This window comes from Plantactinospora sp. CA-290183 (assembly GCF_050936375.1).
GTDB lineage: Bacteria > Actinomycetota > Actinomycetes > Mycobacteriales > Micromonosporaceae > Plantactinospora.
This window is the reverse complement of the sequence record NZ_JBNJMX010000001.1, coordinates 316,124-337,476: the sequence shown is the minus strand read 5'-3', so window position 1 is coordinate 337,476 and position 21,353 is coordinate 316,124. Positions and strand designations below refer to the sequence as shown.

The 21,353-nt window shown below is 72.7% G+C and carries 21 protein-coding genes and 1 pseudogene; 6 read left to right on the top strand and 16 right to left on the bottom strand.

Features of this window, described 5'->3' with window-relative positions:
- The first annotated feature begins 18 nt into the window (after positions 1-18).
- A complete protein-coding gene (locus tag ACQEUR_RS01595; protein WP_433024263.1) occupies positions 19-357 on the top strand; it encodes a winged helix-turn-helix transcriptional regulator in 339 nt (112 codons plus the stop codon).
- Positions 358-435: 78 nt separating this feature from the next.
- On the opposite strand, the gene ACQEUR_RS01590 is transcribed toward ACQEUR_RS01595, so the two are convergent.
- The 5 genes from ACQEUR_RS01590 to ACQEUR_RS01570 form a co-directional block, all read right to left on the bottom strand.
- Positions 436-2,694, bottom strand: coding sequence for a bifunctional glycosyltransferase/CDP-glycerol:glycerophosphate glycerophosphotransferase (locus ACQEUR_RS01590; RefSeq protein WP_433024261.1), 2,259 nt, complete (start codon positions 2,692-2,694; stop codon positions 436-438).
- Between the two features lie 53 nt (positions 2,695-2,747).
- Positions 2,748-4,829 (bottom strand): DUF5941 domain-containing protein, encoded by a 2,082-nt coding sequence (locus tag ACQEUR_RS01585; protein WP_433025864.1) that lies wholly within the window; start codon positions 4,827-4,829, stop codon positions 2,748-2,750.
- The gene (locus ACQEUR_RS01580) at positions 4,829-5,494 is read right to left on the bottom strand and encodes an ABC transporter ATP-binding protein (RefSeq protein ID WP_433025861.1); all 666 of its coding nucleotides are present in this window, start codon (positions 5,492-5,494) and stop codon (positions 4,829-4,831) included. The genes ACQEUR_RS01585 and ACQEUR_RS01580 overlap by 1 nt, the downstream gene beginning before the upstream one ends.
- Before the next feature lie 80 nt (positions 5,495-5,574).
- Positions 5,575-6,402: an ABC transporter permease gene (locus ACQEUR_RS01575; protein ID WP_433024259.1), complete on the bottom strand. Its 828-nt coding sequence runs from the start codon at positions 6,400-6,402 to the stop codon at positions 5,575-5,577.
- Between the two features lie 277 nt (positions 6,403-6,679).
- Entirely contained in the window at positions 6,680-8,050 is a 1,371-nt protein-coding gene (locus tag ACQEUR_RS01570) for an L-serine ammonia-lyase (RefSeq protein WP_433024257.1), read from the bottom strand.
- Positions 8,051-8,324: 274 nt separating this feature from the next.
- On the opposite strand from ACQEUR_RS01570, the gene ACQEUR_RS01565 reads away from it, so the two are divergent.
- Positions 8,325-8,537, top strand: coding sequence for a PspC domain-containing protein (locus ACQEUR_RS01565; RefSeq protein ID WP_433024255.1), 213 nt, complete (start codon positions 8,325-8,327; stop codon positions 8,535-8,537).
- 77 nt (positions 8,538-8,614) lie between these two features.
- Here ACQEUR_RS01565 and ACQEUR_RS01560 read toward each other — a convergent pair whose 3' ends face one another.
- The 3 genes from ACQEUR_RS01560 to ACQEUR_RS01550 all read right to left on the bottom strand — a co-directional run bounded on the left by ACQEUR_RS01560 (position 8,615) and on the right by ACQEUR_RS01550 (position 10,510).
- Positions 8,615-9,436 (bottom strand): DUF4230 domain-containing protein, encoded by an 822-nt coding sequence (locus ACQEUR_RS01560; RefSeq protein WP_433024253.1) that lies wholly within the window; start codon positions 9,434-9,436, stop codon positions 8,615-8,617.
- A 100-nt stretch (positions 9,437-9,536) separates the two neighbouring features.
- Positions 9,537-9,731 (bottom strand): DUF397 domain-containing protein, encoded by a 195-nt coding sequence (locus ACQEUR_RS01555; RefSeq protein ID WP_433024251.1) that lies wholly within the window; start codon positions 9,729-9,731, stop codon positions 9,537-9,539.
- Positions 9,728-10,510: a helix-turn-helix domain-containing protein gene (locus ACQEUR_RS01550; protein ID WP_433024249.1), complete on the bottom strand. Its 783-nt coding sequence runs from the start codon at positions 10,508-10,510 to the stop codon at positions 9,728-9,730. The genes ACQEUR_RS01555 and ACQEUR_RS01550 overlap by 4 nt, the downstream gene beginning before the upstream one ends.
- Before the next feature lie 588 nt (positions 10,511-11,098).
- Between ACQEUR_RS01550 and ACQEUR_RS01545 the strand changes: the two genes are divergently transcribed.
- From ACQEUR_RS01545 to ACQEUR_RS01530, 4 genes are all read left to right on the top strand, one after another.
- Positions 11,099-11,560: a hypothetical protein gene (locus ACQEUR_RS01545; RefSeq protein ID WP_433024247.1), complete on the top strand. Its 462-nt coding sequence runs from the start codon at positions 11,099-11,101 to the stop codon at positions 11,558-11,560.
- Between the two features lie 58 nt (positions 11,561-11,618).
- The gene (locus ACQEUR_RS01540) at positions 11,619-12,125 is read left to right on the top strand and encodes an RNA polymerase sigma factor (RefSeq protein ID WP_433024245.1); all 507 of its coding nucleotides are present in this window, start codon (positions 11,619-11,621) and stop codon (positions 12,123-12,125) included.
- Entirely contained in the window at positions 12,118-13,584 is a 1,467-nt protein-coding gene (locus ACQEUR_RS01535) for an extracellular solute-binding protein (protein ID WP_433024243.1), read from the top strand. The genes ACQEUR_RS01540 and ACQEUR_RS01535 overlap by 8 nt, the downstream gene beginning before the upstream one ends.
- Before the next feature lie 192 nt (positions 13,585-13,776).
- Positions 13,777-14,937 carry an endo-1,4-beta-xylanase gene (locus tag ACQEUR_RS01530; RefSeq protein WP_433024241.1) on the top strand — a complete coding sequence of 387 codons (1,161 nt, stop codon included), beginning with the start codon at positions 13,777-13,779 and terminating at the stop codon, positions 14,935-14,937.
- Between the two features lie 86 nt (positions 14,938-15,023).
- Here ACQEUR_RS01530 and ACQEUR_RS01525 read toward each other — a convergent pair whose 3' ends face one another.
- The 8 genes and pseudogenes from ACQEUR_RS01525 to ACQEUR_RS01490 form a co-directional block, all read right to left on the bottom strand.
- On the bottom strand, positions 15,024-15,305 hold the full coding sequence (locus tag ACQEUR_RS01525) for a hypothetical protein (RefSeq protein WP_433024239.1): 282 nt from the start codon (positions 15,303-15,305) through the stop codon (positions 15,024-15,026).
- On the bottom strand, positions 15,302-15,682 hold the full coding sequence (locus ACQEUR_RS01520; protein ID WP_433024237.1) for a DUF1622 domain-containing protein: 381 nt from the start codon (positions 15,680-15,682) through the stop codon (positions 15,302-15,304). The genes ACQEUR_RS01525 and ACQEUR_RS01520 overlap by 4 nt, the downstream gene beginning before the upstream one ends.
- Before the next feature lie 11 nt (positions 15,683-15,693).
- Positions 15,694-16,443, bottom strand: coding sequence for a DUF427 domain-containing protein (locus ACQEUR_RS01515; RefSeq protein ID WP_433024235.1), 750 nt, complete (start codon positions 16,441-16,443; stop codon positions 15,694-15,696).
- 108 nt (positions 16,444-16,551) lie between these two features.
- Positions 16,552-17,751 carry an acyl-CoA dehydrogenase family protein gene (locus ACQEUR_RS01510; RefSeq protein WP_433024233.1) on the bottom strand — a complete coding sequence of 400 codons (1,200 nt, stop codon included), beginning with the start codon at positions 17,749-17,751 and terminating at the stop codon, positions 16,552-16,554.
- Positions 17,752-17,806: 55 nt separating this feature from the next.
- Entirely contained in the window at positions 17,807-18,106 is a 300-nt protein-coding gene (locus ACQEUR_RS01505) for a type II toxin-antitoxin system VapB family antitoxin (RefSeq protein WP_433024231.1), read from the bottom strand.
- A 180-nt stretch (positions 18,107-18,286) separates the two neighbouring features.
- Complete coding sequence (locus ACQEUR_RS01500) at positions 18,287-18,925, bottom strand: nitroreductase family protein (RefSeq protein WP_433024229.1); 639 nt, start codon at positions 18,923-18,925, stop codon at positions 18,287-18,289.
- Between the two features lie 34 nt (positions 18,926-18,959).
- Positions 18,960-19,901, bottom strand: coding sequence for an aldose 1-epimerase family protein (locus ACQEUR_RS01495; RefSeq protein WP_433024227.1), 942 nt, complete (start codon positions 19,899-19,901; stop codon positions 18,960-18,962).
- A gap of 109 nt (positions 19,902-20,010) precedes the next feature.
- Positions 20,011-21,255 (bottom strand): annotated as a pseudogene (locus tag ACQEUR_RS01490) (MFS transporter); the annotation flags it as partial.
- Between the last annotated feature and the right edge of the window lie 98 nt (positions 21,256-21,353).

Sequence of the window (21,353 nt, the reverse complement as noted above, 5' to 3'; positions counted from 1 at the left end):
CACGGCTAGCCTTGGGGCATGCCGACGGATCCGACCGAGCGCTGCGTACAGGCGGACGCCTCGCTGGCACGCGCCTTCACCGTGCTCGGCAAGCGCTGGACGGCCCTGCTCATCGGCAGCCTCCAGCGCGGGCCGGGCGGGTTCCGGGAGCTTTCCCGGGCCATCGGCGGGGTCAGCGACTCGGTGCTCTCCGACCGGCTGTCCGAGCTGGTGGAATTCGGGCTCATCGCCCGTACCGTCGAGGAGGGCCCACCGGTCACCGTCACCTATCGGCTGACCGACCGGGGCCGCGCCCTGGTGCCCGCGCTCAACCAGCTCTCCCGCTGGGCCGAGGAACACCTCCCGCCCGCCGGCTGACGGACCGACCCCGCCGGGCGCCGGGCCGCCGGGTGTCAGGCCGACCCCGCCGGGCGGCGGGCCTTTCGTCGAGGCGGGTCAGTCTCCTTCGCCGAGGAACACCCGCCGGACCACCCGCTCGGCCGCCCGCCCGTCGTCCAGGGCACAGAACCGGTCCCGGAACCGCCGCCGGGCCCGCGCCGCGTCCGCGCCGTCGACCGCCCCGGTACGGAACGCGTCGAGCAGCGCCGGGAAGCTGGTCGTCATCGCGCCCGGCGCCTCGGCCAGGACGTCCAGGTAGACCCCGCGCTCCCGCCGGTAGTCGTCCCAGTCCGGGGCGTAGATCACGATCGGCCGGTCCAGCGTGGCGTAGTCGAACATCGCCGACGAGTAGTCCGTGACCAGCACGTCCGCCGCCAGGTACAGGTCCTCGACCGACGGATGGCCGGTCACGTCCGCCACCCGCCCCGGCCCGGTACCGGCGGTGGCGCCCGCGTCCCGAGCGGGGGCGGCGTCCGGATCGAGGTAGTGGCCCCGGACCAGCAGCCGACCGGCCGGGCCGACCGCCCCGAGGAACGCCCCGGGGTCGAACGGCGGCGCGTAGCCGGGCTGGTGCTCCCGGTGGGTCGGCGCGTACAGCACCACCCGGTCGCCCGGCGCGAGCCCCAGCCGGGCCCGGACCGCCGCCACCTCCGCCGAGTCGGCGTTCACCAGCCGGTCGTTGCGCGGATAGCCGGTCTCCAGGGTGACGTAGCCGGCCGGATAGGCCCGCTCCCACATCTGGGTGGAGAAGGTGTTGGCGGTGACGCTGTAGTCCCAGCGGTCGATCCGGCGCAGCAGCCGCGGAAAGTCGAGCCCGGCCGCACCGTGCGGATACCGCTGCTGGTCCAGCCCCATCACCTTGACCGGGGTGCCGTGGTGGGTCTGCACGTGCACCGAGCCGCGCCGCTTCACCACGTAGTCCGGGAAGTTGACGTTGTTGACCAGCCACCGCGCCCGGGCCAGCGCCCGGAAGTACGGCCGGCTGCCGGCCACCACGTACGGCACGCCGTCCGGCAGCCCCGCCACCCGGTCCCGGCGGACCACCCAGACCCCCCGGACCTCCGGGACCAGTTCGGCGGCCCGGGCGTGGATCGCCGCCGGATTGCAGGCATAGCCCCGGTACCAGTACGCCGCGTAGAGCGCCAGCGTCCGGTCCAGCGGCCGGCGCAACTGGAGGTGGTAGTAGCCGCGCAGCAGCGCCGTGCGGCCGAGCCGGCCGGCCCGGGTCACCGGGACCGGCCAGGGGATCCGGGCCGCTGCCCGAGGTGCCGTCACGACCCGCCGGGCGCGGCCGGAGAGGCTGCCCCGGCAGCGGTGCAGCGCCCGCAGCAGGGCGTACGGCCACCAGTGGCCGCCGGCCACCAGCCGCTGTTTGAGCCCGTTGACCCCGTCCGGCAGCCGGTAGCCGCCCGGGGGCAGCCAGCGGCGGTAGTCGGCGACCACCTGCTCGAAGAAGAGCCGGCGCAGGTGCGGCGAGACCCGCCGGCCGTTGCCGAGCACGATCAGGTAGTGCCAGATCATCCGCTCGAAGATCAGCGGCCGGAGGTCGTCGTACCCGGGCCCCCACCGGCCCATCAGCTCGAAGACCCGACGCCAGTGCGGAAACACCTCGAAGTGCCGGTCGTCCCGGGTGCCGGTGATCGCGCCGGAGCGGCGCTGCCGGTAGTTGACGCAGACGACGTCCAGCACGCTGATCCGGCGCGCGGCGAGCAGCACCGGATAGCTGAACGAGACGTCCTCGTACCAGCCGGGTCCGAAGCGCAGGCCGAGGCCGGCCAGGAACTCCCGGCGCACCACCTTGTTCCAGGCGGTGTGCAGCAGCCGGATCAGCTCCGGGCGTTCCCGCACGCTGTGCAGCTCCGCGCCGGTGTCCGGGACCACCCGGGCCATCCCGCTGCTCCCGACCGAGTTGTTCCAGCGCAGCCGTACGTGGTCGACGACGAGCACCTCCGGCTCGACCGCGCGCAACCGGGCCGCCACCGCCGCCAGGCAGCCCTGCGCGAGGAAGTCGTCGCTGTCCAGGAACCAGACGTACGTCCCGGTGGCCAGGTCGAGGCCGATGTTGCGGGCCTCGCCCAGCCCCACGTTCGCATCGAGGGTCACCACCCGGAGCCGGTCGTCCCGGGCGGCGTACTCGGCGATGATCTCACCGCAGCTGTCCGGCGAGCAGTCGTTGACGGCGATCACCTCGACGTCCCGGACCGACGGCTGGCCGAGGATCGAGTCCAGGCACTCCCGCAGGTAGCCCTGGACCCGGTAGACCGGCACGACGAAGCTGATCAGCGCCGTGCGCGCCGGTCCCGCTGGCAGCGTCATCCGTCCCTTTCCCGCCGCCAGCGCCCCGGGCGCCGGTCACCCCACGGGCGGCGTTATCCGTCCCCTTCCCCGCGCTTCCCGGCCGGTTCGCCGCGTTCCCCGGCCCGGTCGGTACGCGCCCCGGCCGCCGCGAGCGGGGCACCGCCGTCGGGCTGGGCGTCGGCGGGGCGCCGGGGCGCCGGGATGTCCCTGCGTACCCAGCCACGCAGCGCGTTCACCGCGAAAATCACCCCGAGATAACCGGTCAGCAGCGGCATGGCGATCCGCGCCGCACCCGGACCGAGAAGGACGGCGACGCCGAGCACGATCAGCCGCCCGTCCCAGCCCAGCCCGAGCTGCCGGAGCAGTGGCGCGCGTTCCCGCTTCTCCAGCCGGGAGGTGAGGTCGTAGTGGCGCAGGGCCAGCACGAACAGCAGCGCGAACGTCATCCAGCCCGGGGCGTCGACGGCCAGCCCGACCGCGATCACCAGCAGGTATTCGGCGGCGCGCAGCGCGGCCGGGACCAGCCAGTCCAGCGGGCGGCCGTGCGGCACCCCGGCGGGCAGCGCGGCGAGCAGCACGACGAGCACGGCGAGCGGCACCGACCAGCGCGCGGTGGTGCCGCCGAGGCCGGCCAGGCCCGCCCCGAGCAGCACCGCCGAGGCGGCGGCGCCGAACAGGGCCATCGGCAGCGGGCCGGGCAGCCCGGCCGCCCGGCCGAGGCCGGCGAGCCAGCGTGCCGCCGGCCCGTCGTCGCGGTGCAGCAGGGTGTCCACCCCGGTCAGCACCGGAACCCGCATGGACCGGGCCCGCAGGGTACGCAGGGCCAGCGTGTACGCCGCGGCGAACCCGCCCCAGACCAGTACGGCGACCAGGCTGACCAGCGGGTTGAACAGCGCCACGGTCAGCGCGATCAGCGCCCACCGCTCCCCGATCGGGAAGACCACGGTGCGCTTCAGCCAGTACGACACCGAGCCGGTGTCCGCCTGCACCTTGTTGGAGGCGGCGCTGAGCCGGTCGCCGAGGCCACCGGCGGCGGGACCGGCCGGCCGGGGGCGCTTGGCCGCCTCGTCGTGCAGGGCCCCGTACCAGGTGTCGGTCATGTGCCGGACGGTCTGCAGGGTGATCGCGGCGATGGCCAGCGCCCAGCCGTTGCCGAGGCCGGCCCGCTCCACCCCGACGGCCAGGCCGGCGTAGACGAGGTATTCCTTGGCCCGGTCGGCGATGGTGTCCAGCCAGCCGCCCCAGGGGCTGAAGTGCCGGGTGTAGCGGGCGAGCTGCCCGTCGACGCAGTCCAGCATGAAGCCGAGGTAGAGCAGGATCGCGCCGGTGACCAGGGCGGGCCGGCCGCCGAGGGCGAAGAGCGCCGCCGCCACCGCGGTGACGAGGACCGAGATCGCGGTCACCCCGGTCGGGGTGAGCCGGAGCCGGGCGCTCAGCTTGGTCACCCACGGCGACCAGGTGCTGACGAAGTACGTGGTGAAGAAGTCGTCCTTCTCCTTGACCGAGAGCCGCAGCTCGGCCCGGTCGGAGTCGACGGCGGCCACGGCGGCCTCGGCGGCGGCCACCCCGGCCGGATCGGTGACCCGGCGGGCGACGAGCAGGCGTACCCGGGAGGCGAAGATCGTGATCCCGGAGCCGGTCAGCGCGGTGAAGAGCCGGTCCGGCGCGCTGGTCGCGGTCGCCGTCCCGATGCCGGCCGGCGGAGCGGTCGCGGCGGCCCGGGCGGCGGTGACCAGCGCCGGCAGGTCGGCCACGGCGAGGCGTACGGCTCCGCCGAAGGCGCCGGTCGAGGTGAGGCCGGAGGTGCCGGCGGCCCCGGAGTGGTCGGTGCCGACCACCTGGCCGCGTTCCTCCAGCACGCCGAGCGGGCCGGCGTCCCGCTCGGGCAGCACCAGCGCGGCCGTCCCGGGCAGCGGGCTGGTGGCGAGGTGCCGGAGCACGGCGGTGTGTGCGACGAGGTCGCCGGAGCAGAGCAGCACCGGCTCCCGGGCGGTCTCGGCGAGCGCGGCGAGCCGGTTCGGGTCGTCGGTGAGTACGACGTCCCGGGCCCCGGCGGCGCGCAACTGCTCCCGCAGTCGCGCCGCCAGCGGCTTGCCGTCGGGGAGCGTGAGGGGCGGGCCGGGCTGGGTGGGGGTGAGCAGAATCGCCAGCATCACGGCCTGACCACGGTGTGGTAGGCGTCCAGGGCCTCGTTGATGGTGCCGTCCACCCGCAGCCGTCCTCCGTCGAAGTAGAGTCCCCGGCGGCAGAACCGGGTCAGGTCGTTCTCGTTGTGCGAAACCAGCATCACTGTCCGACCTTCGGCGATCAGCCGGTCGATGGTGTCATAGCACTTCTTGCGGAAATCGGCGTCGCCGACGGCGGTCACCTCGTCCATCAGCAGGACCGGGTGCTGGAGCTGGGCGATCACCGAAAAGCCCAGCCGCACCTTCATCCCGGATGAATAGTGCCGCACCGGGGTGTCGATCGCCTTCTCGATCTGTTCCCCGGCGAAGGCGATGATCTCATCGAAGTGTCGCCGGAGGAAACTCGTGCTCAGCCCGTGCAGGGAGCCCACCAGGTGGACGTTCTCCCGGCCGGTGAGGTCGTTGGAGAAGCCGGCGGAGAGTTCGAGCAGCGGGGCGACCGGCCCGTGCACGCTGATCCGGCCCTCGTCGGGGATGAGCACCCCGGCGACCAGCCGCAGCAGGGTGCTCTTGCCGGTGCCGTTGCGGCCGATGATCCCGACCGTGTCGCCGGCCCCGACGGTGAACGAGACGTCGCGCAGCGGCCAGAAGACCCCGCTGCCGGGCTGCCGTCCGCCCCGGTGGATGAACATCTCCCGCAGCCGCAGGTTGCGCCGCCGGTTGCGGACGAACCGGATGCCCAGGTTCTCCGCGACGATCATGGGCCCGCCCACTACAGCTCCTTGAGTACGGCGGGTTCGAGCCGGCGGAACACCCACCAGCCGGCGAGCAGGACGAGCAGGCTGCCGCCGGCGGCCACGGCGAGCAGCCGGGCGTCGGGGAACTCGTCGGGGTACCAGACGGCGTGGTGGAGCTGGAAGATCCCGACCAGCGGGTTGATCTCGTACGCGATCTTGACCCAGTCGGGCAGCGAGGAGTTCCGGACCAGGGTCAGCGGGTAGATGATCGGGGTGGCGTAGAAGAGCACCCGGGTGACCAGCCGCATCAGCCGCTCGATGTCCCGCATGAGGACGTTGAGCGAGCTGAGCAGCAGGGCGATGCCGATCAGCAGCGTCGCCTGGATCAGTACGGCGAGCGGCAGGGCCAGCAGCGTCACGCCCAGGTGGATCTTGCCGATCCAGGCGTAGACGATCGCGATGGCGATCAGGATCGGCAGCCCGGCGAGGTATTCGGCGAACCGGCCGGCCACCCGGCCGATCGGGAAGACCTCGCGGGGCAGGTTCATGGTGGTGATCAGCCGGGCCTGTCCGGTGAGCGCGTTGGTGGCCTCGCCGATCGCCGAGCTGGTCCACATCCAGGCGAAGATACCGGTGATCAGGAAGAGCGGGTACGAGTCGGCGGCGTCGCCGAGGTGGCGGTTGGTGGCCGAGCGGTAGAGCAGGCCGAAGACGAAGAAGTAGATCGCGCCCATGCCGAGCGGTTCGATCAGCGACCAGAGGTAGCCCAGCACCGACTGCTGGTACTTCACCGCCAGGTCGCGGCGGACGAGCAGTCGCAGTGTGCCGCGGTGCGACCAGACCGCCGCCACGCCAGCCGTCACCGCCGCCTCCCGCTCGTCGTGCTCCCGCTCGTCGGGTCCTCGATAGTGCTGGTCAGGCTAGCCCGGATCCGGCGGCCGACACAGCCGCTGACGGGGCAAAGGTTACCAGTCGGGAAAACCCCCTCAGAAACCTCGCCACAAACCCATCCCCCCTCGATCGCGGTGATCAGGGAGCTGTTCCCGCGTGTCGTCGGCGCGTCGCGATACCAACTCCCTGATCACCGCGATCAAGCCGGTCGGCGGGGCCCCGCGGCCAGCGGGGCCGCGGCCGGGTGGGTCAGCACTCGATGACGTTGACGGCCAGCCCGCCCCGGGCGGTCTCCTTGTACTTGACCTTCATGTCGGCGCCGGTCTCCCGCATCGTCTTGATCACCTTGTCCAGCGAGACCGCGTGCCGGCCGTCGCCCTGCAACGCCAGCCGGGCGGCGGTGATCGCCTTGATGCTGGCCACCGCGTTCCGCTCGATGCAGGGGATCTGCACCAGCCCGCCCACCGGATCGCAGGTCAGCCCGAGGTTGTGCTCCATGCCGATCTCGGCGGCGTTCTCCACCTGGGCGGGGGTGCCGCCGAGCGCCTCGGCCAGCCCGGCCGCCGCCATCGAGCAGGCCGACCCGACCTCGCCCTGGCAGCCCACCTCGGCGCCGGAGATCGAGGCGTTCTCCTTGAACAGCACGCCGATCGCCGCCGCCGCGAGCAGGAACCGCACCACCCCGTCCTCGGAGGCACCCGGCACGAACCGGGTGTAGTAGTGCAGCACCGCCGGGATGATCCCGGCCGCACCGTTGGTCGGCGCGGTGACGACCCGGCCGCCGGAGGCGTTCTCCTCGTTGACCGCGAGCGCGAAGAGGGTCACCCAGTCCATCACCCGCAGCGGGTCGGTCGAGTCGGGGTCGGCCTCCAGGCCGCGCCGCAGCTCGGCCGCGCGGCGGCGTACCCGCAGGCCGCCGGGGAGGGTCCCGTCGCGCCGGCTGCCCCGCTCGACGCACTCCCGCATCACCCGCCAGATCTCCAGCAGGCCCGCGCGGATCTCCGCCTCGCTCCGCCAGGACCGCTCGTTGGCGAGCATGATGCCGCTGATCGGCAGCCCGGTCCCGGCGGTCAGGGCCAGCAACTCGGCGCCGGTCGAGAAGGGGTGCCGGACCCGGGTGGGGTCCGGCTTGATCCGGTCCGCGCCGGCCGCGCTCTCGTCGACCACGAACCCGCCGCCGACGGAGTAGTAGGTCCGGGTCCGCACCGGTTCACCTCCCCGGTCGTACGCGGTGAAGGTCATCCCGTTCGGGTGGTACGGCAGGGAGCGGCGCCGGTGCAGCACCAGGTCCCGGTCGGCGTCGAAGTCGATGGTGTGCGCGCCGAGCACCGTCAGCCGACCGGTGGCGCGGATCTCCGCCACCACCGCCGGGACCCGGTCCGGGTCGACGGTCTCCGGGGCCTCGCCGGCGAGTCCGAGCAGCACGGCCCGGTCGCTGCCGTGCCCGTGCCCGGTGGCGCCCAGCGAGCCGAAGAGTTCGGCGTACACCCGGGCGGTGTCGGCGAGCAGGCCGTCCGCCTTGAGCCCGGTGGCGAACGTCCGGGCCGCCCGCATCGGGCCGACGGTGTGTGAGCTGGACGGACCGATCCCGACCGTGAAGAGGTCGAAGGCGCTGATCATGGATTCCCTTTCCGTGCCGGCGTCGTTGCCGGCTCCGGCCGGCCGCGTCGTCCCGGTATCCCAGGATGCCGCTGACCTGCCGATCGGCGAGCCTACCCCGGGTTCGCCGGCAGGCTTCGGGACCGTCGGGCCGGGGTAAGTACCTACGGGTACGGACCGTCGGGATCCGCCTGGAGGCCGAGGGCGGCATGGCGTGGCGTTCCTACCGTGGAATCAGCCGCCGTGGAACCCGATGTGCGGGCAGTTCCACCGCTGAGTGAGGGAGTCGTTGACGATGAGTCGCAAGCTGGTACGCCCCCGGGACAATCGGAAGATCGCCGGCGTCTGCGCCGGGCTGGCCCGCCGGTTCGGCATGTCCGCCGGCATGATGCGGCTGCTCTTCGTCCTCTCGGTGCTGCTGCCCGGTCCGCAGGTGGTCATCTACCTGGCGCTCTGGATGATCATGCCGAACGAGGACACCCACCTGGCCAGGGGCGCCGCCTACTGAGCTTTCCCTCCCCAAACCGGTGCCGCCCAGGTCTCCCGCCGGAGACCTGGGCGGCGCTGTCTGCGTCGCGGGGCCGGTCAGGGCTGGGTGTAGGTGATGGTCACCTTCTCGTAGCCGAGCGAGCGGAGCAGCCCTTCGAGCATCTTCCGGGTGTTCTCCTGGGCCCGCGTGCCGAGCCCGCTGTCCCGGGCCGCCGCCGCGATCCGCTCCTCGGCCTTGAGGTAGACCTCGCGCTGCCGGTTGGGGTCGCCGCCGAAGACCTCGCCGATGTGGTTGATCAACCCGCGCTTCTCGGCGAAGACGTAGCTGCGCTCCATGTCGAGGTTGACCTGGCCGAGCTGCGGCGCCGGCAGCCGGATCTCCGCCGACTTGCGGTCGGCCGACTGTACGACCGCGCCCTCACCGAGCTGGGCGAAGTCGATGTAGGACTCGACGGTGCCGGCGCCGACGAAGAGCGTCCGCTCGCTGAGCAGGAACTCCGGCACGTACTTGCGGTCCTTCTGCAGGTCGATCACGACCTCGTAGTTGCCCTCGGCCGCCACGTAGCGGCTGAGGTCCTGGATCGACTTGAGCAGCGCCGGCTGGCTGCGGTCGGTCTGCTCCTTGGCGAACGGGTTGCGCCACTCGGGCAGGATCCCGCTCATCTGCACGCCGAGAACCAGCACGATCACCAGGCCGATCGCCCCGGCCAGCACGAAGAGGCCGCGCCCCCACCGGCCGCCGCCGGCGCCGGTCGGCTCCGACCGGGTGTCGTCGGCGTCGTGCCGGTCGGGGTGGGCCGGCTCGTCGCCCTCGTCGGTGGCCCGGATCCAGGGCCGGGCCTTCTCGGGCGTCGCCTGCCCCTTGGCATATCCCGGGAACTCACGCGTGGGCTCGTTGACATCGCCGTTGCGGGACATCGGCCCTCACCGTCCTTGTCAGAGAAGTACCTGAATGCAACGGTACGGCCCGGGTACGACAGTCGCGACTTGAACGAGTTTCAGCAGCTCAGTGGCGTGTTCAGCGGTCGGTGGCGAGCCCGGCCAGGAAGGCTCGCCAGGGCGCGGGGGCGAAGGTCAGTTCGGCACCCTGGCGGTCCTTGCTGTCCCGGACCAGGACCCGGCCGGGCAGGTTGTCGGCGACCTCGACGCAGGTGTTGCCGCCGTTGCCGGACCGGGTGGAGGTGCGCCAGCGGGGGGTGGCAGGAGTGTTCACAGTTCACTCACCAGCTTCTCGATCAGCTCCAGGGAGGCCCGCTCGGCCAGGGCCTCGCCGAGCAGGACATCCCACATACGCTCCACAGTACCGACGGCGTCGGGTCGGTCCATGACCTGACCGAAGACCCCGTCGATGTGTGCGACCTCGTCGCCGTCCCGCATCGTGGCCAGCACGAAGCCGCCGGCCATCCCGGCGTGCGCGCCCGCGCTGAACGGGATCACGTGCAGCCGGATGTGCCGCCGGGTGGCCAGTTCGAGCAGGTACCCGAGCTGGGCGCGCTGGATCTCCGGGCTGCCGACCACCCGGCGCAGCGCGATCTCGTCCACGATCGCGGTGAAGTGCTTGGGGCGCTCCCCGGTCAGCAGCACCTGCCGGTCGAGCCGGGCCCGGAGGAGTTGTTCGACCTCCTCCGGGGTGTGCAGCCCGCTGCCGCTCAGCACCGCGCGGGCGTAGTCCTCGGTCTGGAGCAGCCCCGGCACCAGCGACGGTTCGAACGTACGGAGCCGCGTCGCCTGCTCCTCGGCGGAGCGCCACGGCGCGAACCAGGTCGGCGCCTGCTGCCGGTTGGCCGCCTCCAGCAACTCGGCGAGCAGTCCGCCGGTCTGTAGCGCCTCGTCGGCGGCGACCGCGAACTCCATTGTCGGCCGTCGTCGTCCGGTTTCGATCGCGGCGATCGTGGAGGCGCTGTAGTTAATCATTGCGGCAAGTTTCTCCTGCGACACCTCGGCACTGGCGCGCGCGGCTTTCAAGGCCCGGATCCACATGTTCATGTCCATTCGCTTACCCTTTCTGTAAGTGCGCAGATGCGCTCCGTAGTACGCGCTGGCATTCTCCCGTTCCGCGCGCCCGCAGTCCAGATTGGAATGCAGCGGAACCGCCCGGATCCGTCGCTGAGGAAAAGGACGGGCGGAACCGTGCGGGGACCGTCGCGGAAACCCCTTCCCACCCGAGTCGGTCCCCGCCTCCAATCACCGCGCCGCCACGAGAAGGAACGGACGTGAATCAGCTCCGACATTCCGCGATAGCGCACCGCCCGGACTGGCGCCGGCTGTGGCGCTACTGCCGATGCGGCCAACCCTGGGGCTGCCCGTCACGACCCCGCCCGTCAGCCGCGCCCGCCGCCACGGCGCGCGGCTCGGCCCCGCCGGACAACCGGGGCCACTTCCGGACCTGGAACGCACCCACCGCGATCCACGAACCCAACCCCAGCCACCTCACCCGGGCCCAGGCCCACCGCGCCCAAGGCGCCACCGGATGACCGCGCCCCACCAACCCCCCGACCAACCTGTAGACCTGGGCGCACCACCGGGGCAGACCCCCCACGACGACCGGATCACCCACCCCACCAACCCCCCGACGCACCTGTGGACCTGGGCGCACAGCCGGGACAGACCCCCGACGACCCGGCCGGACCCACCCCGACGGCCCTGGGCGCGCAGACGGGGCAGCTCTACAGGCCCCCACCACCGGCACAGACCCCGAACGACCCGACCGAACCCACCCCGACAGCGCCGGACGCACAGCCGGGGCAGCTCTACAGGTCGGCGCCACCCCTACAGCACCTGCCACAACGCCCGACCTGGCTCTGCCGAACCTGCGCCGTCGACTGGCCCTGCCTCACCGCCCGCAGCCTGCTCACCATCGAATACGCCAACGACCCCACCGCCCTGCACATCTACCTCGCCACCATGCTCTACGACGCCATCGACGACCTCCACCGACTCCACCCCAACCCCGGCCCCGACCCGGCCGGACTGCACGCCCGATTCCTCGGCTGGGCCGGTGAGCGGCGGCCACGAGGTGATGCCGGCCACCGAAACGGATAGGTTCCTGTGCAGCAGTTCGGCCGGGTCCCGGCGTTTAGGCCCCGAAGGAGGGAGCTGAATGGCCCAGCGTGCGTTCAGCGATGCCGAGGAGTTCGCTCGGGCACGTCTGGACGCGTTGCGGCGGTTCGCGTACCTGATCTGCGGCAGCGCCGCGGAGGCGGACGATCTCGCCCAGATTGCGGTGGTCGAGGTGTGGCAGCGATGGCAGAAGGCCCGGGAGAACCCCGAGGCGTACGCGCGGCAGGTCATCGTGACCCGCAACGTGAGCCGGTGGCGGCGCTGGCGCCGCGAGGTGCTCAGCGACGACGTGGACCGGCGCCCCGACGACCCCGCCGGCGCGGTGGTGACCAACAGCGCGCTCTGGCAGGCGTTGCAGGAGCTGGGCAAGGCCGAACGCACGGTCGTGGTGCTGCACGTCCTCTACAGCTACACGTTCAGTGAGATCGCCGCGATGAGCGGCCAACCGCCCGGCACGGTTTCCAGCAGGTACGCGCGGGCCAAGCAGGCCCTGCGCACCCACCTGGGGTCGACCCAGCCAGCGATTCGGAGCGTACGTCGTGGTTGACGAGCTTGGCCCCGGGCAGGATCGGCAGCTCGCCGACGAGATCGCCGCGACCCTGACCGAGGCGCAGACCGCGCTCCCGTCGGCGGCTCCGGACTCCTTCACGGCGATCCGCCGGCGCTACCGGCGGGCCCGGCAGCGCCGCGCCGCACTGGCCAGCGCCGCGGTCGCGATCCTGGTCCTCGCCATCACCCTGGCCGGCGTCCGGCTGGACCGCGACCCCGGGCGGCTGACCTCACCCGCCGTGTCGCCGGACGGCGGGACCGCCGAGACGGTACGGGTCTGGGCGCTCACCCCGCCCCGGCGCGACTCGGCCCTGCACGCGCTGGTCAAGCGGTACAACGCCACCGCCGAGGTGCCGGTCGAGCTGACCACCTTCGGCAACGACACCTACAAGGAGAAGCTGCGCGGCGTCCTGGATTCGGCGGAGGCGCCGGACGTGCTGGTCACCTGGGGCGGCGACACCCTGACCCAGCTCGCCCGGGGCGGCCGGCTGGCCGACCTGAGCCCGGCGCTGGCCCAGGACCCCCGGGTCGGCCGTACCTTCCTGCCCCGGGTGCTGGCCGGCGGCGCGGTCGACGGCCGGCAGTACGGGGTGCCGATGAGCGGTACCCAGCCGGTGCTGCTCTTCTACCACAAGGATCTCTTCACCCGGGCCGGCGTCCGTCCGCCGACCACCTACGCCGAGCTGCTCTCCCTGGTGGATCGCTTCAAGGCCGACGGGATCACCCCGATGGCACTGGCCGGCGGCCAGGGCTGGGCCGAGCTGATGTACGTGATGTACCTGGCCGAGCGGATCGGCGGCCCCGGGACCAGCGCCGACATCACCGCCGCCCGGCCGGGCGCCTGGTCGAAGCCGGCGGTGCTCCAGGCGCTGCGGGACGCGCAGGAACTCGCCCAGCGGGGCGCCTTCGGCGACGACTTCAGCACCGTCGGGTACGACGACGGCACCGCCTCGCTGCGCTTCGCCACCGGCCAGGCCGCGATGCACCTGATGGGCTCGTGGGAATACGGCAACCAGCTCGGCCGGTACCCGGAGTTCGTCCTCGACGGGCGGATGGGCTGGGTGCCGTTCCCGACGGTGCAGGGCGGGGCCGGCGACCCGGCGGACGTGGTCGGCATCCCGGCGCAGTACTTCTCGGTCTCGTCGAGCAGCCGGCACCGGGACGCCGCGATCGAGTTCGTCCGGAGCGTGGCGTCCGACGCCTACCTCGACACGCTGATCGCCGGCGGCGAGGTGCCCCCGGTCACCGACGGCCTGCCCCGGCTGAAGGACTCGAAGGACGCCCCGTTCAACACGTTCGTCTACCAGTTGGCGACGCGGGCCCCGTCGTACAGCCTGGCCTGGGACCAGGCGGTGGCGCCGGCCGTGGCGACGGCGCTGGACGCCAACCTGCAACGGCTGTTCCGGGCGGAGCTGACCCCGGAGGAGTTCGCCGCCGCGATGGAGCAGACCCGCTGAGACCCACCGTGGCCACCGGTCAATGTCAAGTGTCAGATTCACGACACTCCTCGATGCAGTAAATCGCGGCCCGGGCGGCGTTCCGGAACGGATCACGCACCCGTCCCCCATCTCTCGACGGATCCACAACTCGTGCCGGGTCTCGCGGCCCGGCAGAGAGCTTTTCGAACCACACCTGGAGGTTTCGTTCGAATGGGAAAACTTCGGATCGTCGTGGCCGGCGCGCTGGCGGCCACTGTGCTCTACTCCGTCGGCCCGTCGGCCGCCGGAGCCGCACCGCAGCTCACCGCCGCCCCGGCACGCCCGGCGACCGGCAGCTCGGTCGCCCACCTACCGGGCACCCCCTCGACCGACCTGCCGCTGCGGACGCTCGCCCGTAAGCACGGCCTCGGGTTCGGCACGGCGGTCGACATGGACGTCCTGGACTCGGACCCCGAGTACCGCGAACACGTGAGCCGCGAATTCTCCGCGGTCACCGCCGAGAACGCCATGAAGTGGGAGTCCCTGGAGCCGACCCGCGGTGAGTACAACTGGGGCCCGGCCGACGAGCTGGTCGAGTTCGCCCGGCGCAACGGCCAGAAGGTGCACGGCCACACCCTGATCTGGCACAACCAGGCACCCGCCTGGCTGAACGAGGGCGTCGCCGACGGTTCGATCAGCTCGGCGGAACTCCGCGACATCGTACGCAACCACATCACCACCGTGGTCAAGCACTTCCGGGGCAAGGTACGCGCCTGGGACGTGGTCAACGAGGCGTTCACCGACGGCGACAACCCGGTGCTGCGGGACAGCATCTTCCTCCAGCACCTCGGCCCGAACTACATCGCCGACGCGCTGCGCTGGGCGCACGCCGCCGACCCGAACGCGAAGCTCTTCCTCAACGACTACGCGATCGACAACATCAACCCGAAGAGCACCGCCTACTACGAGCTGGCCAAGCAGCTGCGCAAGCAGCGGGTCCCGCTGCACGGCATGGGCTTCCAGGGCCACCTCGACCTGCAGTACCCGCTGCCGATCGACGCCCCGCAGAACCTGGCGCGGTTCGACCGGCTCGGCCTGCAGACCGCCTTCACCGAGGTCGACGTCCGGTACTTCCTGCCGGTCGACACCTACAAGGAGGCCGGGCAGGTGGGCAGCTTCAACACGCTGCTCCAGGCCTGCCTGCTCACCCCGCGCTGCGTGATGTTCACGGTGTGGGGCTTCACCGACAAGTACTCCTGGGTCCCCGGCTGGTTCGAGGGCCAGGGTGGCGCCACCCCGATGGACGAGAACTTCCAGCCCAAGCCGGCCTACCGGGGCCTGCAGCAGGTACTGGCCGTCGCCGCTGACCCGAACAGCCGGCGCGGCTTCTAAGGACGGTCGGGGAACGGGCGAATCCCACGGCGCCCGTTCCCCGACCGCCGAGATAAAGCGACCGTCGCCGGCCGGCCTGCCCCCCGTCAGGTTGGCCGGCGGCGGGTCGCGACCGGTGGCGGTGCCGCGACGGGCGACCGGCTGGTCCGGCCGAGCAGCACCGTCGAGACGAGCTGGCGCAGCGCCACGACGATCGCGGCGGCGGCGAGATCGGTCCAGGTCTGCGCGGCGGCGAGCCGGAGCAGCCCGGCGGCGGTGAGCAGGTCGAGCAGCACCCGCAGCGCCGCCCGCCAGGACCGGGTGCTCAGCAGCGCCACCGCCGCCGTACCCAGCGCCAGCGCGGTCAGCGCGGTGACCAGCGGCCTCACCGGCGGCCTGCCGGGGCCGGACCCGGCGGGTCGGCGCCGAGCTGCCGCTGCTCCCGGTCGATCTCCCGGCGCAGGAAGTAGTTCAGCGCGGTCCGGATCGTGGCGATCGCCGCCAGCCGCCCGAGCTGGCCGAAGCTCGGCGAGACCGCGGTACGCAGGATGTCGGCGGCGAGCTGGAACTCCAGCCCGAGGGTGAGGAACCGCCCCAGCGAGAGCCGGATCGGGGTGAAGACCCCGGCGTCCCGGTGCCGGACCCCGTCCACCACGAACCGGCCGGCGGTCCAGACCGCCCCGATGAAGATCACCGCCGCGCCGACCGCCTCGATGACGGTGACCAGCACCTCCACCACCCGGCCCAGCAGCTCCTCGGACGACACCGGACCACGGCCTACTTCGACCAGAGCGTCTCGGGGCGGTCCAGCCGCGCACCGTCGAGCGTGACATCGGTCTTCTCGTTGTAGAACGCGATCAGGCCGGCGATGCGCAGCAGGCTCCCGGTCGGGTACCCGTAGCTCCAGGCCAGGTCCGGGTAGGTCGTGTCACCGATCCGGGCCGACCAGTAGGCGCTGGTCCGCCCCTTGTAGGGGCAGGCGCTGGCGGTGTTCGAGGGCACCAGGTGGGAGAAGTCCACCTCCGTGCGGTTCAGGTAGTAGCGGGTCGGCAGGCCGGTCTCGAAGACCATCACCGGGGACGAGGACTCGGCCAGGAGCACGCCGTCCAGCTCGATCCGCACCCCCCGGGTCGACCGCAGGGCGTCCACCCGGGTGTACGGGTTGCGCGGGTGGACGAAGACCTCCTCGTCCTCCTCGAACCAGGAGTCGAACACGTCCCACTCGAAGCGGACCATGTCGGCCAGCCCCGGCAGGGACTTGGCGGTGTGCACCCGGACGACCCCCGAGCGGCGGACATCGCCGGACCGGATGCCGTACTGCCGGGCCAGGCCCTGGGGGAACTGCTGCACGTCCTGCTCGTCGACCAGCAGGCTCTGGTCGACGTCGGCCAGCGGGACGTAGTAGTGCGGGTAGTTCGGCCACTCCCAGACGTACCGGGCGTGCACGGTGTCCAGCGCCACCCGGCCGTTGAGCACGGCGCGGATCCGCCGGGGCACCGGCTCGACGTGGTCGACCGGCACGATCATCTGCGGATAGTCGGGCACGGCGTGGGCTACCCGGCAAGGGGAGCCGCTAATCCCGGACAGACGGGTCGAATCGGCCGCACGGGCCGTCAGCCAGACGTGAGCGGCCGGTCAGGCAAACGCGGACAGGCCGGTCAGGCGCGCTCCGATGACGAGCTGGTGGATCTCGGAGGTGCCCTCGTAGGTGAGCACGCTCTCCAGGTTGTTGGCGTGCCGCAGCACCGGGTACTCCCCACTGACGCCGTTCGCGCCGAGGATGGTCCGGCACTGCCGGGCGATCGCCAGCGCCTCCCGTACGTTGTTGAGCTTGCCGACGCTGACCTGCTCCGGGCGCAGCGTGCCGACGTCGGCGAGCCGGCCGAGGTGCAGCGCCAGCAGGTAGCCCTTCTGGAGCTCGACCGCCATGTCCGCCAGCTTGGCCTGGGTGAGCTGGAAGCCGGCGATCGGCCGGCCGAACTGCTCCCGGGTCGTGGCGTAGTCCAGCGCGGTGTGCAGGCAGTCCCGCGCCGCGCCGAGCGCACCCCAGACGATGCCGTACCGCGCCTGGGTGAGGCAGTTCAGCGGGGCCTTGAGCCCGACCGCCTCCGGCAGTCGGGCGTCCGCCGGCAACCGGACCTCGTCCAGGACGATCTCCCCGGTCGAGGAGGCGCGCAGCGACATCTTCCGGCGGATCTCCCGGGCCGCCACCCCCGGCGTGGACATCGGTACGACGAAGCCGCGTACCCCGTCGTCGGTGCGGGCCCAGATCACCGCGACGTCGGCGACCGGCGCGTTGGTGATCCACATCTTGCCGCCGGTCAGCACCCAGTCGGTGCCGTCCCGGCGGGCGCGGGTGGCCATCGAGGCCGGGTCGGAGCCGTGGTCCGGCTCGGTCAGCCCGAAGCAGCCGATCGTCTCGCCGGCCGCCATCGGGGGCAGCCAGCGCCGCTTCTGCTCCTCCGAGCCGTAACGCCAGATGGCGTACATGGCCAGCGAGCCCTGCACCGACGCCAGCGACCGTACCCCCGAGTCGCCGGCCTCCAGCTCCAGGCAGGCCAGCCCGTACGCGAGCGCGGACGCCCCGGCGCAGCCGTAGCCGGTCAGGTGCATGCCGAGCAGGCCGAGCCGGCCGAACTCCACCGCCAGCTCGCGGACCGGCGCCTCGCCGGCCTCGTACCAGCCGGCGACGTGCGGGCGTACCCGGGTGTCGACGAGCTGGCGCACGACGTCGCGGATCTGGCGCTCCTCCTCGGCCAGCGTGGCGTCGAGGTCGAGCAGCTCCAGCGGGTAGCTCCGCCGGTTCGTCCGGGGCTGGTCAGTACGCGCGGTCATGCCGGCCACCTTAACGACCCGTCAGCCGAGGGCGCGCCCGGCGAACGGCCGCCGTTCAGGCCCCGTGCAGGATCAGCACCCGGGCGTGGATCTGGTTGCGCTGCTGGAGAGCGGCGCGCAGCGCCCGGTGCAGGCCGTCCTCCAGGTAGAGCCCGCCACCCCACTGCACCACGTGCGGGAACAGGTCGCCGTAGAAGGTGGAGTCCTCGGCGAGCAGCTTGTCGAGGGCGAGCTCCCGCTTCGTCGTGATCAACTGGTCCAGCCGCAGCGGACGCGGTGGGATCTCCGCCCACTGCTTCAGCGTGAGCCCGTGCTCCGGGTAGGGACGCCCGTCCCGAACCGCTTTGAAGATCACGACGGCACGCTCCCCTCCCCCGGCCGTGCTGGCCTGACCCCTCGCCCGCCTCGGCGGCGCTCCACCCCGGCGCGCCGCACCCTACCAATGACGTCCGTCAGCCTAGCGACCTCGCGCAGCCCCTCGGTTTGTTCCCGGATGTCAGTTTCGTTACTGCGTCCGGTGCTTTCCTACGCCGGATCAGCTCCACCGCCCCCGGTGTACCACCTCGTCGACCGGACGGCGACCGCGTTTCAACGACGGCGAACGCCGGTCGGGCGCCGGATAGCCGACGGTGAGCGCCCCGATCGGGGTGAACTCCGCCGGCACCCCGAACTCCTCCCGGTAGGCGCCGGTCCGTTCTGGGGGGATGCCGAAGAAACAGGCGCCCAGCCCCTCGTCGACCGCGGTCAACAGCATCAGCAACGCCGCGAACCCCGTGTCGACGTGCCAGTACGGCACCGGCCAGCGGGCCTCGTCCCGGTCGGTCCAGCCCTTGTCCGGCTCGGCGTACCGGTCCAGGTACGCGGAGCGGTTGGCGTGCGGGACCACGATCAGCGGGGCCCGCCGCATCCCGGTCAGCCAGCGGCTCTGCCCGGCGGTCGCGGCGTCCGGCGCGGCGTCCGACGGGCCGGCCGCCGCCGGGCTGGTGACGGCCCAGAACCGGTCCCGGTCCCGGGCCGTCTCCAACACGAGGAAGCCCCAGCCCTGGGAGAACCCGGCGGACGGCGCCCGGACGGCGTGGTCGAGCAGCCGGTCCAGCACCTCCGGCGGTACCGGCCGGTCCGGGTCGTAGTTGCGGACCATCCGCCGCCGCCGTACGACCGCCGAGAACTCCATGTCCTGCCCTCCGTCGTCGCCGCTGCCGCCCGGGTCAGTGCCCCGGGCGGATGCCCCAGGACGCCTCCCAGCTCTGCCCCGGCGCCAGCACGATCACGTCCTTGCCCGAGCGGAACGCGTCCGGCGGGCAGGTCATCGGCTCCACCGCCACCGAGCGCCGGTGACGGTCGCCGACCAGGGTGTCCCCGGTGAAGACCTGCCACCAGCCGAACGACGGGTCCGCCCACATGCTCACCGCCGCCGAACCGTCCGGCGCGCCGAGCGTGACGCGGGACGCCTCGGCACCGGCCGGGTCGAGGTCCAGGTCGCCGAAGGTCACGTCCAGCACCGCCGTACCGATCCGGCGGGACTCGGTGAAGTCGTACTCGCTGCCGGCCACCTTCGCCACCCCGATCGGCAGCAGCCGGCCGTCCAGCAGCAGGCGGCTGCGGCCCGGCACCCGCAGCAGCAGGTCGTCCACGGCCACCCCGGGCAGCCGCAGGTACGGGTGCACGGAGATGCCGAACGGGCACTCCGCCCGGCCGACGTTGGTCACCTGGTGGGTGGCGCGCAGGCCGTCGGCGCCGACCCGCCACTGCGTCCGCAGCAGCAGCGGCCACGGGTAGCCGAGCTGGGCCGGCATCTCGCAGCTCACCACGAGGGTGTCCGCGGTCTTCGACTCCAGCCGCCAGGGCTGCCAGTTGACCAGGCCGTGGATGGCGGTGTGCCGGGTCGGCTCGGTGAGCGACAACTGCCGGGTCTGACCGCCGAAGGAGTACCGGCCGTCGCGGATCCGGTTGGGCCAGGGGGCCAGGATCTGCCCCTCGCAGCCGTCCGGCAGCTCGTCCTCGCCGTAGGAGTCGACGTAGTCGACCCCGCCCGCCCGGTAGGCCCGCAGTCCGCCACCGACCTCGACCACCACGGCCTCCTGGCCGTCGGCCTCGATCGTCCACTGTGCACCGGAGAGCGGTCGGGCCTCCGTCTTGACGATGTCCATCCCGGGACGATAGCCCCTACCCGGGCACGCCGCCCGGCTCCCCGGCGGCCGGGCCCGGCGGCGGGCCCGGCGGCCGGCCGGGCGGCGACGCCGGCGGCCGGGCCGAATCGGCGTCGGGCTCCTCGTTCGGCGCCCGGTAGTGCAGCAGGGCGGGAAAGAGCAGACCGAGCAGTACGGCGAGCACCGCCGCCGCCACCGCGCTGCCGACCCAGGCGAAGCCGACCCCGAACGCGGCGGCCATCGCCCCGGCCCGCAGGTCACCCAGGCGCGGCCCGCCGGCCACCACGGTGATGTTGACCCCCTGCAACCGCCCCCGCATCCGGTCCGGGGCGTACACCTGGAGCATCGACTGCCGGAAGACCGAGCTGACCAGGTCGGCGGCGCCGGCCAGGGCGAGCAGCCCGACGACCAGCCAGAGCTGCCGGGCCAGCCCGGCCGCGGCGATCGCCAGGCTCCAGCCGACCACCGCGACCACCAGCGCCACCCCCTGGCGACGGATCCGGCTGATCCATCCCGAGGTGAGCCCGCCGAGCACGGAGCCGAGCGCGATCGCGCTGAACAGCCAGCCGATCGCCGCACCGCCGCCGAAGCGCTCCTGCGCCACCTCGGGGAAGAGCGCGCGGGGCATCGCCAGCACCATCGCGATGATGTCCACGGCGAAGGAGAGCAGCAGCACCGGCGTACCGGCCAGGTAGCGGAAGCCGTCCGCGATGCTGCGCAACCCGGCCCGGCGCGGCGCCGTGTTCCCGTCGGCGTCCGGCTCCGGCGGGATCGGGGGCAGCCGGTAGGTGGCCCAGAGCGAGACGGTGAAGAGCAGGGCGTCCAGCCCGTACGCGACCGGCAGCGCCGCCTCGACCGAGGCCACCGAGAAGATCAGGCCGGTGGCGAGCGGCCCGAGGACCGCGCCGCCGGTGCTGGTGGTGAAGCCGAGCGTGTTCGCCGCTGGGACCAGCCCGGTCGGGACCAGCCGGGCGATGATCGCCTGCCGGGCCGGCGAGCTGATCGCGAAGGCGGTGGACTGCACGGCGACCAGGGCCAGCAGCAGGACCGGACTGCCGACCCGGAACACCGCCTGGAGCAGCAGCCCGAGCGTGGACGCCCACATCAGCACGGAGCTGGCGAGCAGCAGCCGACGCCGGTCGACCGCGTCGGCGACCGCCCCGCCCCAGAGCCCGAAGACCAGCAACGGGACGAATCCGGCGATGCCCAGCAACCCGACCCAGAGCGAGTCGTCGGTCAGCGCGAACATCTCGACCGGTACGGCGACCGCGGTGAGCTGGTAGCCGAACATCGAGACGCCGTTGCCGAGCCAGAGCCGCCGGTACGCCGGCACCCGCAGCGGCCGTACGTCGATCGCCCACCGCGCGGCCCCCCGGACCGCGGTGCGGCTCTTCGCCCGATCCCCGTCGCGCCGCCCCGGCGGTCCCGCCGGACCGTGACCGGACGGTCCGC